Annotated in this window: 10 protein-coding genes; 5 read left to right on the top strand and 5 right to left on the bottom strand. The window is 44.1% G+C overall.

What is annotated here, in order from left to right; translation table 11 throughout:
- The first annotated feature begins 29 nt into the window (after positions 1 to 29).
- A complete protein-coding gene (locus F7Y48_RS09530) occupies positions 30 to 3,194 on the top strand; it encodes a chitinase C-terminal domain-containing protein (protein ID WP_316683679.1) in 3,165 nt (1,054 codons plus the stop codon).
- A gap of 97 nt (positions 3,195 to 3,291) precedes the next feature.
- Here the strand turns inward: F7Y48_RS09530 and glgC are convergent, their stop codons facing one another.
- The 4 genes from glgC to F7Y48_RS09510 form a co-directional block, all read right to left on the bottom strand.
- On the bottom strand, positions 3,292 to 4,509 hold the full coding sequence (glgC, locus tag F7Y48_RS09525; protein WP_316683678.1) for a glucose-1-phosphate adenylyltransferase: 1,218 nt from the start codon (positions 4,507 to 4,509) through the stop codon (positions 3,292 to 3,294).
- Positions 4,510 to 4,919: 410 nt separating this feature from the next.
- Positions 4,920 to 6,668, bottom strand: a complete 1,749-nt coding sequence (locus tag F7Y48_RS09520; protein ID WP_316683677.1) for a formate--tetrahydrofolate ligase — start codon at positions 6,666 to 6,668, stop codon at positions 4,920 to 4,922.
- A 236-nt stretch (positions 6,669 to 6,904) separates the two neighbouring features.
- Complete coding sequence (locus tag F7Y48_RS09515) at positions 6,905 to 8,209, bottom strand: inosine/guanosine kinase (protein WP_006742251.1); 1,305 nt, start codon at positions 8,207 to 8,209, stop codon at positions 6,905 to 6,907.
- 232 nt (positions 8,210 to 8,441) lie between these two features.
- The gene (locus F7Y48_RS09510; protein WP_005397614.1) at positions 8,442 to 8,912 is read right to left on the bottom strand and encodes a CreA family protein; all 471 of its coding nucleotides are present in this window, start codon (positions 8,910 to 8,912) and stop codon (positions 8,442 to 8,444) included.
- 262 nt (positions 8,913 to 9,174) lie between these two features.
- Between F7Y48_RS09510 and F7Y48_RS09505 the strand changes: the two genes are divergently transcribed.
- Complete coding sequence (locus F7Y48_RS09505; RefSeq protein ID WP_114323715.1) at positions 9,175 to 9,705, top strand: flavodoxin; 531 nt, start codon at positions 9,175 to 9,177, stop codon at positions 9,703 to 9,705.
- Positions 9,706 to 9,878: 173 nt separating this feature from the next.
- Entirely contained in the window at positions 9,879 to 10,547 is a 669-nt protein-coding gene (locus tag F7Y48_RS09500) for an HAD-IA family hydrolase (protein WP_182018557.1), read from the top strand.
- Between the two features lie 429 nt (positions 10,548 to 10,976).
- Here the strand turns inward: F7Y48_RS09500 and F7Y48_RS09495 are convergent, their stop codons facing one another.
- On the bottom strand, positions 10,977 to 12,407 hold the full coding sequence (locus F7Y48_RS09495; RefSeq protein ID WP_085343687.1) for a methyl-accepting chemotaxis protein: 1,431 nt from the start codon (positions 12,405 to 12,407) through the stop codon (positions 10,977 to 10,979).
- 567 nt (positions 12,408 to 12,974) lie between these two features.
- Here F7Y48_RS09495 and F7Y48_RS09490 point away from each other — a divergent pair.
- The gene (locus F7Y48_RS09490; protein WP_109169947.1) at positions 12,975 to 13,577 is read left to right on the top strand and encodes an ACP phosphodiesterase; all 603 of its coding nucleotides are present in this window, start codon (positions 12,975 to 12,977) and stop codon (positions 13,575 to 13,577) included.
- A 67-nt stretch (positions 13,578 to 13,644) separates the two neighbouring features.
- Positions 13,645 to 14,904 (top strand): DEAD/DEAH box helicase, encoded by a 1,260-nt coding sequence (locus F7Y48_RS09485; RefSeq protein WP_085343685.1) that lies wholly within the window; start codon positions 13,645 to 13,647, stop codon positions 14,902 to 14,904.
- The last annotated feature ends 27 nt before the right edge of the window (positions 14,905 to 14,931 follow it).

Raw genomic sequence — 14,931 nt, 5'->3', positions numbered from 1 at the left:
TTTTAACAATAACTTAAGGAAGAGCGATTATGCACCTTAAAAACGGCAACGCAGTGAAAAGCGTGTTCACACTAAGCACTCTCACCGCTTCTTGTCTTATGGCCTTCAATAGCTACGCAGCGGTTGACTGTGCCCCTCTAGAAACTTGGCAATCATCAAAAGTTTATAACGGTGGTGACCAAGTTCAACATGAAGGTAATGCTTACAAAGCACGTTACTGGACGCAAAACAGTAACCCAGCGCAATCTGGTGAGTGGGGCGAGTGGGAAACACTTGGCGCATGTGATGGCACTGGACCGGTTGATCCACCTCAGAATGAAGTCCCGACTGTTACTCTGACATCGCCTTCTGCGTCGGCTTCTGTGACTGCGGGGGATGTTGTTAACCTAGCTGCAGATGCAGTAGATACCGATGGAACCGTTAGCAAAGTAGAATTCTTTGTTGATGGCGTATTAGTTGGTCAGGCAACGTCTGCGCCTTATGCTGCGTCATGGACAGCGACTGAAGGCCAGCACGAATTCTCTACTAAGGCGTATGATGATGCAGGTGCAGTGAGCACAGCAAGTGCTGTGACGTTAACTGTGGCACCAGCACAACCTGGTAACGAAGCGCCGACAGTGGATGTTGCGCTTTCTGCGACTTCTATTGACTTGGGTGGCTCCGTCACACTGACTGCGAATGCCGCAGATGCGGATGGCACCGTTGCTAAAGTTGATTTCTATGTGGCGGGCGTCCTTGCTGGCACCGCAACAACTGCACCATACACGCTTGATGTAATGCCTTCACAAGCTGGTTCGCTAAGTGTTTATGCGAGAGCAACCGATGATGCCGGAGCAACTGCAGATTCTGCACTTGCGACGTTAACGGTAAACGGTGGCGCGGTGACATCTAACTGTCGCCCTGATGGCTTGTATCAAACAACGGGTGTAGACGTCCCTTACTGTTCTATTTATGACGAAGAAGGTCGCGAGAAAATGGGCGCCGATCACCCACGTCGTGTGATTGGTTACTTTACTAGCTGGCGCGCAGGTGAGGACCCTCAATCTACTTACCTTGTTAAAGATATTCCTTGGGAGCAACTTACTCACATTAACTACGCGTTTGTGAGCATTGGTTCTGATGGTAAAGTAAACGTTGGTGACGTTAATGACCCTAACAACCCTGCTACGGGTAAAACTTGGCCTGGCGTTGAGGTAGATCCTGCTCTTGGCTTTAAAGGTCACTTTGGTGCGCTCGCGACTTACAAGCAAAAACATGATGTTAAAACGTTAATCTCTATCGGTGGTTGGGCTGAAACGGGCGGTCACTTCGATACGAACGGCAATCGTGTAGCTGATGGTGGCTTCTACACCATGACGACGAATGCGGACGGTTCTATTAACCATGCAGGCATCGAGAAGTTCGCAACTTCAGCCGTTGAAATGATGCGTCAGTACAAGTTCGATGGTCTGGATATCGACTATGAATACCCGACATCAATGGCTGGTGCTGGTAACCCTTACGACAAAGACTTCATGGAACCACGTCGTCAGTATCTATGGGCGTCTTACCAAGAGCTGATGAAAGTATTGCGTGAGAAACTTGATGCGGCATCCGCGCAAGATGGCATTCATTATATGCTGACTATCGCAGCACCATCTTCAGGTTACCTACTGCGTGGTATGGAAACCTTCGATGTAACTAAGTACCTAGACTACGTAAACATCATGTCTTACGACTTGCATGGGGCTTGGAATGATCACGTTGGTCACAACGCAGCATTATTCGATACAGGTAAAGACTCGGAGCTAGCCCAGTGGAACGTATACGGCACTGCTGCATACGGTGGTATCGGTTACTTGAACACAGACTGGGCTTACCACTATTTCCGTGGTTCTATGCCAGCAGGTCGTATCAACATCGGTGTTCCTTACTACACCCGTGGTTGGCAAGGTGTTACTGGTGGTGAAAATGGTCTGTGGGGCCGAGCAGCACTGCCAAACCAAGCTGAGTGTCAACCAGGTACCGGTGAAGGTGAGAAGAACAACTGTGGTCACGGTGCTATTGGTATCGACAACATGTGGCACGATACAGACCCTAAAGGCAACGAAATGGGCGCTGGCTCTAACCCAATGTGGCATGCGAAGAACCTAGAAAATGGTATCTGGGGCTCTTACGCAGCCGCTTACGGTCTTGATCCAGTTAACGATCCTTCGGATAAGTTTGTTGGTACATATACACGTCATTACGATAGCGTTGCTGTAGCGCCTTGGTTGTGGAACGCAGAGAAGAGCGTGTTCCTATCTACGGAAGATAAAGCTTCTATCGAAGTGAAAGCTGATTACGTTATCGATAAAGAAATCGGCGGTATTATGTTCTGGGAACTGGCAGGCGACTACAACTGTTACGTACTGGATGCAAATGGTAATCGTACGGCAGTAGATGCAACTGAACAAGCTTGTGCAGCTGGTAATGGTGAGTACCACATGGGTAACACTATGACCAAAGCTATCTACGACAAGTTTAAGTCTGCAACACCTTACGGTAATAAAGTCGCGACGGGTCCGACACCAACAGAAGCGGTAGACATTACAGTCAGCGTTGGCGGCTTTAAGGTTGGCGACCAAAACTACCCAATTAATCCGAAGATCACGTTTACGAACAACACTGGTCAAGCGATCCCTGGTGGTACTGAATTCCAGTTTGATATCCCAGTATCAGCTCCTGATAATGCGAAAGATCAATCTGGTGGCGGTTTGAAAGTCATTGCTTCTGGACATACTCGTGCAAACAACATCGGTGGCTTAGATGGCGTAATGCACCGCGTATCGTTCTCTCTACCTGCTTGGAAAGATTTACCAGCGGGCGGTACTTACGAGCTTGATATGGTTTACTACCTACCAATCTCTGGTCCGGCTAACTACTCAGTGATTTCTGGTGGTAAAGAGTTTGCGTTCAAGTTTGAACAGCCAGAACTGCCAATTGGTGACCTAAATGCAGGCTCGGGTGATGGTGGTACTACTGAACCAGGTACGTGTGATACGGCTGGTTTAGTGACATACCCAGCTCTACCACAAACGGATTGGGCTGGTAACCCAAGCCACGCTAACCAAGGCGATAAGATCATCCACAACGGTGTGGTTTACCAAGCGAACTGGTGGACAGCGGCTGAGCCGGGCACAGATGGTAGCTGGTCAACGGTATGTAACATCTAATCGTTTTTGATTAACTGTTATAGCCTAACGTTAATAGGCATTTAAACAAAAGCGCATGATGATGATCGTGCGCTTTTTTGTTGCGATGGTTTGTCGTTTAATCGAATTGATAACTTTCGGGTATGACGACAATACCTTTGTCTGAGATTTTAAATCGCTTCGCATCTTCTAGTTTGTTTATGCCAATTTGAGTATGTGGCGGAATACGAACATGTTTATCCACAATACAGTTGACCAACTGACTTCCTTCACCGACCTCTACGTCATCAAAAATGATGGAATCGACTACCGTGGCACTGTCTTGAATGCGTACGTTAGAGGAAATAATGGAATGCTGTACTGAGCCTCCAGAATTGATGACACCGGTAGCAATGATGGAGTTAATAAAAATACCTTCATTACCCGTGGCTGACGATACGGTACGAGCTGGTGGAAACTGCGGCTCGTAAGTACGAATCGCCCAATTGGATTGATATAGGTTCATTGGTGGTACTGGCTCTAGCAGATCCATATTCGCTTCATAGAAGGAATCAATGGTACCCACGTCGCGCCAGTAGCAATCCTTATCAACGCGCCCTTTACTGCCACAAAATTGATAAGCATAAACGGATTCCGTATCAATCAGCTTAGGTATGATGTCTTTTCCGAAGTCATGGCTTGATGAATCGAGTTTTGAGTCGTCTTCGAGTGCTTCTTTTAAAACATCCATGTCAAAGATATAAATCCCCATGGAAACGAGGCTTCTGGTTTTACTTCCTGGAAGGGTAGGTGGGCATTCTGGTTTTTCTATAAATGAAGTAACTAGCCCGTTTTCTGCGGTGCCCATTACCCCGAATGCTGAAGCATCCTCTACGGGAACATCCATACAGGCAACGGTGAGCTTAGCACCTTTCTCTTTATGCTCTTCAAGCATCGCGGCGTAGTCCATTCGATAGATATGATCGCCGGATAACACAACCACATACTTCGCGTTATTGCGCGATAGTAACCACATGTTGTGATAAATCGCATCAGCGGTTCCTTCATACCATGCACCACCTTTGCGCATTTGAGGTGGAACCGCAGTAATGTACTCGCCAAGCTCTGGATTGAATATTGACCAACCATCTCGCAAGTGTTTTTGAAGTGAATGAGATTTGTATTGGGTCAAAACAAGGATTTTACGTAAACCTGAGTGTAAACAGTTGGTTAGTGTGAAATCTATAATTCTATACTTTCCGCCAAAAGGTACTGCTGGCTTGGTTCTATCATCGGTGAGTGGGCTGAGCCTAGACCCCATCCCCCCAGCTAAAATTACGGCGAGTGCGTCTTCCATATTATTCCCTTTCCCTTTTTTGCATGCATCAAAACGGTGCTAACCAGGAGGAAGTGGTGTACAGCGCAGAGGTTTTGAAAGTGCATGTGCTGATGTGTTTACTACTGCAAACTTTAGTACAAGATTCGAGCCATAGAATATCTCTTTAAAAATCAAAAGGGTTAAAAGTTCATCGCAAGGTAATTGCACCACATTAGTGAAGTGCTAAGTAGGCCGTGCATCAAATTGGCGCAAGATTATAGGGAAGGGGAGAAAATAAGTATGGATTTACAATGTAAAGTGAGGATAAAACAGTAAGATAAAGATAATCAAGCACGCCTCTTCATCTGTTCAAAGTGAGTGGATATAGAAGTAAACCACTCACTCTTTAAACGTGCTTCCTTTATAGTCAACTATACGTTGACGTTACACTAAGAGAGACCGACGATATTTCCTTCATCATCAAGGTCTAAATTCATAAATGCAGGTTTATCAGGCAAACCTGGCATCGTCATCACCGTGCCTGATAACGCATACACAAACCCAGCGCCAGCGCACAGACGTAACTCGCGGATAGGGACTGTAAAACCTGTCGGCGCGCCTTTGACAGCGGAATCTGTTGTTATCGATAGTGGGGTTTTCGCTATGCAAACCGCTAAGTTGTTAAAACCTAGATTTTCAAAATGGTTGAGCTGTTCAGTAGCAAGGGAACTCATTTCTATATTGGCGGCACCATAGCCAGCTTCACACACAGCCATAAGTTTTTCGTGTAACGATTGTTCTTTATTGTATAAAGGACGAAACTCTGTAGGCTGGGTACAAGCGTCAATAACATGTTGAGCTAACTGAGTTGTGCCTTGCCCGCCTTGCGCAAAAGCGGTGCTGATAGCGACTTTAACTTCCGGATTAAATTGCTGAACCAGCTCTTTAAGTATTTTAAGCTCTTTCTCACAATCTTGCGGGAACTGGTTAATAGCGACAACAGCTGGAATGCCATATTTATGAACGTTATTAATGTGCCATTTTAAGTTTTCAAATCCCGCTTCCAATGCTGCTTGGTCTGGATTAAAAATGGAATCTGGAATGGCCATACCTGGTCGTAAATCATAGTGTCCAGAATTTGCTTTGAGGCCGCGTAATGTCGCTACTATCACTACACAATCTGGCGCCTTGCTGGCGGCGGCAGCTTTAATGTTACACGCTTTCTCAAATCCCATGTCCGAACCAAACCCCGCCTCTGTTACAGTGTAACTTGATAGTTTTAGCGCGATATCGTCGGCAATAATAGATGAATTTCCATGGGCGATGTTTGCAAACGGGCCTGCGTGAATCAACGTAGGAACACCTTCCAGAGTTTGCATCAGTGTCGGTGCAATGGCCTCTTTTAATGTCACTGCCATTGCTCCTGCAACTTGCAGATCCTCAGTGGTTACCGGGTTTCCGTTCAAATCGTACGCTACGACAATTTTCCCAATACGCTGACGTAAATCTTTCAAATCTTTAGCCAGTGCAATGATAGCCATTAACTCAGACGCGGCAGAAATATCGAACCCTTCGTCGCGTTCGTATCCATTGATGATTTTTCCTGGCTCATTTAACCCAATTTTGACGTTACGTAGTGCACGATCATTATGGTCCATTACTCGTTTCCAAGTAATGCTTGCCGTATCGATTTTAAGTGCCTTTAATCCAGTACGTGCTTCAAAGGCATCATAGCCTTCACGCTGTTCATGATACAAGCGAGCATCAAGCGCGGCTGAAGCTAGATTATGCGCTGCCGTCACCGCATGGATATCACCAGTAAGGTGTAAGTTCAGTTCTTCCATTGGAGCAACTTGGGAATAACCACCGCCAGCAGCTCCGCCTTTAATACCGAATACAGGCCCCATAGAAGGTTGTCTAATACATGCGATAACGGATTGTCTAAGCTTAGCTAAACCTTGTGCCAGTCCGACAGTTGTAACGGTTTTTCCTTCGCCAAGTGGGGTAGGAGTGATCGCAGTAACAAGCACAAGCTTACCGTTATCATTCTCTTTGAGCCGCTCCAAACATTTTGGATGGACTTTGGCTTTGCGCTTCCCGTGAGTGTCATATTCTTCGGGTAGTAACCCTACTTTTTCCGCAATAACATCAATAGAAGAAAGTGGTGTGTTTCGGCAAATTTCAATATCTGACTGCATGGATAATCCCTAAAGTGACTCGCAGGTAGTGTTGAAAAACAATCTGAGTTGGAGCAAGTATTATTGTTGGGCAAACGTTTGCCTGGTGATGGTACTGTTTCGATTCGGTATGTAAAGAGTTTACTGCTCTATACCGTGCTACATACTAACAAAATCTACTAATTACTGCGCCAGATCAAAACAAAAAGGCCACCAAATGGTGACCTTGATGTATTTTTAGCTTTAAAGCTGTGATCTTAACGATCCCAGTAAGTTTCTTCTAAGCTATCTTCTCGTTCAGGAAGTGCTCGCGATAGGCGAGGAGAGTGTTGCGTCAACACTTCATAGCTTACTCGGTTTGCATATTTACAGATCTGAGAAAGTGATGAGTAAGTCAAACAGCGTACTTCGTGCTTTTCTGAGTTAGGCACTTCTTTTTGATGGAAAGAGTTTGCAGCCATATCATGCAGTAAAGCAGAAAGCGCCGCATCACCTGCGCCGTTGGTGTTCTTAATCTCTAGTGGACCACCTAGGTAAGGACCAATGTAAGAGTATACCTTCATTGGCTTCTCACAATCTCCTTTACGCATCGCACGACTAAATTCGTATTGGTTAAAGGCTTCAATTGAACCTTCAAGAATGTCGTGTGTGGTTTCTCGTTTTACTTTTTCGTCAGTGTAACCTGCCATGTATAGGCCATTTGGCCCAGCAGTACATAGAACAAGATCGACCCACTCAAGTGCTTTATCAGCAGCCGCTAGCGGTTCTGTCTCGCCTGTTAATGCGGCGCCTTCTTCTTCATTCATTGCAACAACAGATATGTTCTCGCGAATGTACTCTTGCCACCACTGCGCGTTACCTTCGATAACGTACTTTGTGCCTAAAGTCAGTACAACAGGGACATCGTGCTTCTTGGCAAAGTCGATCGCTTTTTGTACTGCTCTCGGCATTGGATCCTCTTCTTTACCGCGCATTAGGTAAGAAGAAACAACCAGAGCTGATGCTTTCTCAAAGATCTCTTCAGGAATGCTTTCCGGAAGTAGTTGGTTCATGTGACCTTCATTGATAGCAAATGTGCGTTCGCCATCTTGAGAAATCAGGGTATAACAACGACCAATAGGACCATCTACCGTTTGTAGGTGGTTGAGGTTCATGCGTGAAGACGTGCGGCAAAGGTAACGGTAAGCAAAAGAACCAACTTGAATGTTCTTGGACATCACACCGAGCAAAACGGATTTGCTATCCGCCAATACTGAGTAATTGTGGAGCGTGTTGCCAATCGTGTCACCTGGGTATTGGTGTGTGATCAGGCCTTGCTCAACCAGTTCTTCGTAAAGTGCATCTGCTTTGCTTTCTTCAAGAACGAGTGAATGTCCTTTACTTAGGTTGTATTTTTCTAAAAACGCATCATCTACACGCGCTTCGATATCTACGATGGTTTGACCGACACCAACAATAGTTGGGCGATATAGCTTAGGCGCTTGTCGGATTTGGTTTACTAATGGATCTCGAGCGTGAGTTGGGAAGTAGTGTTTAGATTTACGCTGACCAGGAAACTTCATGCTTGTTCTTGAGTGAGAAAAAAAAGAGGCGGGATTGTATCACAAAAAAATGAAAATCGTGGCGTTTTATTACAAAGAAGTTTGCCCGCTGAAAAAATCAGCGAGCTGGAGAAATTGCGACCAAGATAGCCTAAATTACTGATGCTTATAGTACTGCAATTGGTCGCTTTTCAGATTGTTGATCGGTTATTCTCTTTAACAACGAGCTTGGAGCTATCCAAATTTAGCCGCGTTACTTTTTCACTTCAGTTGGCTCAACGTAAGCCTTGGTACCCCAAAGTGGAACTGTCGATAGGCTGTGCTTAAAGCTACCGTCTGTCTCTTTTGTTGTGTAAGACAGGTAGAGTAAGGTTTGGTTGTCTGCATCATAAATTCGGCGAACCTTCATGGTTTTGAAGAAAATACTTTTTGACTTCTTAAATACAATTTCGCCAGACTTACTTTTATCTATTTTTGCAATCATTTCCGGCGTAATTTCGCCAGTCTGACGACAGGATATTGAGCTGTCACTTGGATCCGCTAAGCTAAAATCTGCTTCGATAGAAGCTATATGACACGTTACCCCCGTGACTACCTCGTCTTTTAATTCACCTACTTTGATGTCTTTCAAAGTAAACCAACCGAGTCCTACATCAGCAACATCGTTATCTGAACAACCAACCAGCGTAGTAGCAAGCAATGCACTTAACAGCATCTTTTTCATTATTTTTGTCCTTAACTAGGAAAGATATTGATGAAATCTATCAGAGGTTTGCAACTAAAACAAAATTTAGCCAAGGAAAGGTCTACGTACGCTAGGTTTGTTGTAGGCTTCATGCTAATGTACTGCTCTAAACGAAATGATGAGTTAGAGTGACCATACTTTCTCCCAATATGACTTTATATCGCTTGTCGCTCTGTCTAAGCTTCACTCTATGTGAGAATGAAACACTCTGCACATTTCGTTTTGCAACTAAGGTATCAAAATGAATGAACAACAGTTAGCCAGTATCGAGCGTAAAAATACATGGCTGTATGATCTGGTTGAAGTTGAATTTCCAACACCAGAGAGTCTGAAAGGGCGTGATGTCTATTTCAAAGCACTAGAACAAGCAACCTATCAAGTGGTCGACAAAGACACGCTACTTGAGAGTAATTCTGAATTTAGCTCTGACGATATTTTTCTGGTCGATTTTCACCGACTTACTATCATGTTTTCTGTCCTGCAGTCTCAGCGTTGGGATCAACAGTACGATAAAGATATGATTGTGGAATATCTCACTCAGATAATTCTAACGCCAGATTTTGAATTATATGTTGGTTTTAAATCTGGAGCTCCAATTGGTGCCGCTATTATTAGCCACCTTGAAGGAAACACGCTTATCTCTGATGTCGCGGTTTCTGAATCAAAATACAAGAGTTCGTTTGTGGCGGATCTTGCTAAAAGACTAAGTACCGAACACAAGCTTTTAGATTCGGTGATTATTGAAAGCCAATTTGCGCACTCAAATGCATAAAAAGCAAAGCAAGATGACGATAGGTGATCTTGCTTAGAAAAACTGTAATTGCTCCCCTCTATTTCCATGAAATGCCAAGCTCGTCGTTTCAACAATCCCAAACTTAAATAAGATTAAGCCAACATTTTTAAAATCAGCTAGGGCATTAGCCTTTAAGATGTCTGGAGATGGCTATGGCAATTACCAATATTAAGTGCGTGATATTTGATTGTGATGGTACGTTGGTCGATAGTGAACGATTGTGTTGCCAAGCTCTCGTCAATGTATTTAACCTGCATGGCGCAGAATTAACGATGGAAGAGTGCGTTTCTCATTTTAAAGGAGGAAAGCTCGCTGACATCCTTTTAGATACTAAAGAGCTGAAAGATATCAAAGTCCCTATTGATGTCTTAGAGCCGCAATACCGTGAAGAAGTCCAGTCTCTTTTTGTTCGCCACTTACAGCCGATGGATGGCGCAAAGCGATTAATTCAGTTTTTAGATTCGCATAATATCGAATATTGTGTCGCGTCCAATGGGCCGAAAGATAAAATAGAATACGCATTGGAGTTAACAGGATTGCTCGATTCTTTCCAGGGGAAAGTGTTCTCTGCATTCGATGCGAATAGTTGGAAGCCTGAACCTGACTTAATTATGTACAGTGCAATGAGCATGGGCTTTTTACCGAGCGACTGCCTTTATATTGATGACACACCTAAAGGCGTAGAAGCGGGATTAAATGCTGGCATTAAAACCGTACAGCTATTTAATGGTGAGGCAATCAATCGTGTTGATGATGAACGCGTAATTCGCATTCAACATTTAGATGAATTAAAAGAGCAGCTATTTAGCTGCTCTGTTTAATCTCTTAATGGCACACCGTACTTAAGCTATGGATATGTTTAAGTTTGGACTGTAGGTAAGGGGTTTGATGTAGGCATTGGATGGATGAGAAGCTTTTTGTATGAAATCCGCAAGCAGCGCATGTGAATTTCTCTCCATCCGATGAAATGAGATATTCATCCCCCTGGCAGAGAGGGCAACTTAGGTTTTCGATGTCTTTTGTATCTTTGTAATTATTCATATTGTTTTCCAGCAGCAAATTGGAATTGGCAGGATTAAGCATAGCGGAACGCTTTGTTTATGAACATTATTTCATCAGGTACAGCGAGAACTTGAGATTCACTTCAAATATCCACTTGTGTGTAGTAGAAAATATCGACGATAACGGCTGAAAACGGTTTAAAGAAAAGGGCACCTGAGGAGCCCTTGTTGATCATAAATGCTGCAAAGTTATGCTGTGCGGTAGCGTTGTAATACCTCACCAAGAGACACTGACGCCTGAGTGAGATTAGCTACCCCTACGGTAGATTGCTCTGCAACTTCTCTGATTGTGCTCGACTGGCTGCGAATTTCTGAAAGCTCAGATGCAATATCGTTGGCGACTGCGCTTTGTTCTTCTGCTGAGGTGGAAATTTGGATACTCATGTCCATCAATGAGCGTGCGGATTCAGCAATAGACGTCACATCATGACCAATTTCATCAATAAGCTGGCTACTGGTTTGCGCTTGTTGAACGGTTCGATCAGTGATTGAAGCAATGTTCTGGCTCTCGGTTTGTAGTTTCTCAATCATGGCTTGAATTTCTACTGTTGCCTGTTGAGTTCGGCTTGCCAATGTACGCACTTCATCAGCAACCACAGCAAATCCACGACCTTGCTCCCCGGCGCGTGCCGCTTCAATTGCCGCATTCAGAGCCAATAGGTTGGTTTGTTCTGAAATGGCATTGATCGTTGTGATAACGTCATTAATCTGCGTCGTGTTTTCATTTAAATTGGTTACTGATGTGGAAGCCTGTTCAATATAGCTGGATAACGTCTCAATTTCTCCAATCACATTTTGCACGCGATTTCTGCTTAGCTCGATCTTTTGAGCATCCTGATCGGATTGCATCGTCGCTTGTTGGGAAATGCTGGATACTTCTTTTGCAGAGGCTGTCATTTCTTCCATTGCTGTCGCGACGGAATCGAGTGTTTGATATTGATGAGATATCTGCGTTTCGCTCAACTGCATATCTTTTTCGAATGCAGAAGATGTCTCACTCAATGTAGCCGCATTATTTTTCACACTGTTAACCAGTTCACTTAAGGTGTCCATAGATTTATCTAACGCGCAACCAATGGTGCCAAACTCGTCTCGGCCAGGATGAAAACCAAGGCGAGAGGTTAAATCACCTTCACCAATTTTTTCGGTTGTCGTATATAAAACCCACAGGGCGCCTCCTATAAAGGTCGCAACCCAGTAAGAGAAAAGGGCAAAAGGAACAACCCATAAAAAGCTGAGTAACAGAGAGGTTAAGGCTGACGACTTTGCAGATTCGTATTGCGCGGATACGTTTTGAGTCAACTTAATCACTTCGCCAGAATGCAACTTTGCATAAGCGGTGACAGAGCCATCAACAAAAGAGCTCTCGCTTACGCGACTTGATTTCGATACGCCGTCAATTTGTGGAACATGACCTGGTTGAGCGTCAACAATACCAGAAAGTTTCGCTTCGCTAGCAGAAATCGCTTGTTGTTTAAATTGTTGTATTTCATTGAAGTAGCGGCTTCCAGCCACAGAAGTGAGGGCTACTAAAAACAGCAGGAATATAACCCACATTTTGTCGTTGATAGACATCTTGATAAACAGCCTGTCTATCGTTCTAAACTCAACTTCTCTCATTTAAAGCTCCATTAGAGATAAAAGATATTGACCAAATCTATTGCTATATCGAAACAAAATATGCGAAGTTAATCAGCAAAATATGTAACGAAAACTAAATTTAGTTTAAGAAATGAGATCTAAGGACGCCTATAACGGTATGTTATATCTTTAAATTGACATAAATATTGATAAAGAGCTATTTCTCTGTAGTGCTAAGTAGATATGAAATCTGGTTGCAAACGTTTACTTTTGATTCTGCTCATAGGTTTTTAAATCTTTACTTCTCGCTGTCATGAATGTGTCATATAAAGACTATAAAAAGGAGTTGTTGACGTGGATATGGCAAGGCCAAGCCGTCAGCAAGTACAAGCAAGAGAGCTTAAAATAAAGGAGGTCACAATGAGCGACCAATACCAAAACGATGAGAGCCTAGAGCTGCTAGATGCGCTTGAAATTGGCATTATCTTGTCGGAATACGTTGGCTCAGACAACGAAGCCGAATAGCGGAACACTCTCATCTCGTCGTAATTGACGTTATACTAAGTTCATGTCACACCAAGCCTTAAAGGCCAAAACTGGCGTCGGATGAACTTTCTAGCCCACCTGCATATCGCAGACCACTGTAACAGCCATTTATTGGGAAACTTGCTTGGAGACTTCGTAAAAGGAGATCCAAGCAAGCTGTATGAACGTGATATCTCTAACGGCATCAAATTACATAGATTTGTTGACCGCATTACTGATCACCATCCTATTGTTAACGAATGCAAACCTCACTTCAAAGGTACTGCGCGGCGCTTTGCCCCTATCGCTCTCGATATGTTCTGGGACCATTGTCTCGCAAAACACTGGAACGACTTTTATGCCGTATCTCTCGAACACTTTGTCGATTCGGCATACGAGCGAGTAAACCGTGACGTTAATGAACATTTGCCGCCGCGTTTTTTGGTGCTCCACAGCCGGATGTGGCACGGTCGATGGCTTCAGTCATACCAAGACCTGGATAATATCGAATTTGCACTACATCGAATGTCGCAAAGAAGCCCGAGAATGGCTGACCTTACTACAACATTTAAAGTGATTGAGAGTGATTACACAGAATTGGAAGAGAAGTTCTCGACACTCTATCGAGACGTTTTACGCCAGTCGTATGATTTTCAGCAACAGCTTATTGATTCAGCCCAATGAGATAGAAAAGTAGTATGGCTATTGGGGCTCTGGTAAACTCTGCGCTCCAAAAATAATGAGGTTACACATGTCTGTTAATTTTGCTGACTTAGGCATTGAACAAAAGCTAATCGAAACGCTAAGCAATCTAAATATCGTGACGCCAACACCAGTGCAAGAAAAGTCTATTCCACATGTCCTTGAAGGAAAGAACTTACTTGCTGCTGCACAAACTGGTACGGGGAAAACAGCTGCGTTTGGTTTACCTATTATACAAACCGTTCAGCAAAAGAAACTCAACGGTACGCCTCAAGCATTGGTTTTGGTTCCAACACGCGAGCTTGCGCAGCAGGTATTTGATAATTTGAATCAGTACTCTGCACAAACCGAACTTCGCATTGTGTGTGTTTATGGTGGTACAAGCATTGGCGTACAAAAGAGGAAGTTAGAAGAGGGCGCTGATATTTTGATTGCAACACCAGGCCGCCTTTTGGATCATCTGTTTAATGGCAACGTAAACATCTCCAAAACCAGTATGCTCGTTCTAGACGAAGCCGACCGTATGTTAGATATGGGATTCTGGCCTGACTTGCAACGCATCTTCCGACGTTTACCCGCAGAAAAACAGATCCTGTTGTTCTCTGCGACATTTGAAAAGCGAATCAAGACTATTGCGTACAAACTCATGGAATCGCCGGTTGAAGTTGAAGTGTCACCAGCAAACACGACGGCTGAAACGGTAAAACAGATGGTTTATCCGGTAGACAAAAAGCGTAAACGTGAATTATTGGCGTACTTGATTGGCTCGCGCAATTGGCAGCAAGTGCTTGTATTTACAAAAACTAAGCAAGGTAGCGATGAGCTAGCAAAAGAGCTTAAGTTAGATGGCATAAAAGCGGTTTCAATTAACGGGGATAAGTCACAGGGTGCGCGTCAAAGAGCGTTGGATGAGTTCAAGCAAGGTAAGGTGCGTGCGTTGATTGCGACAGATGTAGCAGCACGAGGACTGGATATTCAAGAGTTAGAGCAAGTGGTGAACTTTGATATGCCATTTAAAGCCGAAGATTATGTCCACCGTATAGGCCGTACTGGCCGTGCAGGAAAGTCGGGGTTAGCTGTGTCTCTAATGAGTCGAGATGAAGAATATTTATTGCATGCTATCGAGAATTTGCTTGATCAACGCCTACCGCAAGAATGGTTGGCAGGCTTCGAGCCAAGTCTTATAGAAGAAGTCGAGCCTGAGAAAAATGGTAGTGGGCGCCGTCGAAGCCGTTCATCAGAGAAGCGTAAGCTAAAAGCAAAATTAGCGATTCATAAGAACCGTGGTAAATCACGTAACTCTCGCTAAACCGCACAAACTTTTGTTCTTACATAG

The organism is Vibrio sp. 2-1-2a, from assembly GCF_032648565.1.
GTDB lineage: Bacteria > Pseudomonadota > Gammaproteobacteria > Enterobacterales > Vibrionaceae > Vibrio > Vibrio diabolicus.
The sequence above is the reverse complement of the archived record's forward strand: the minus strand, read 5'-3'. Positions and strand labels throughout refer to the sequence as shown.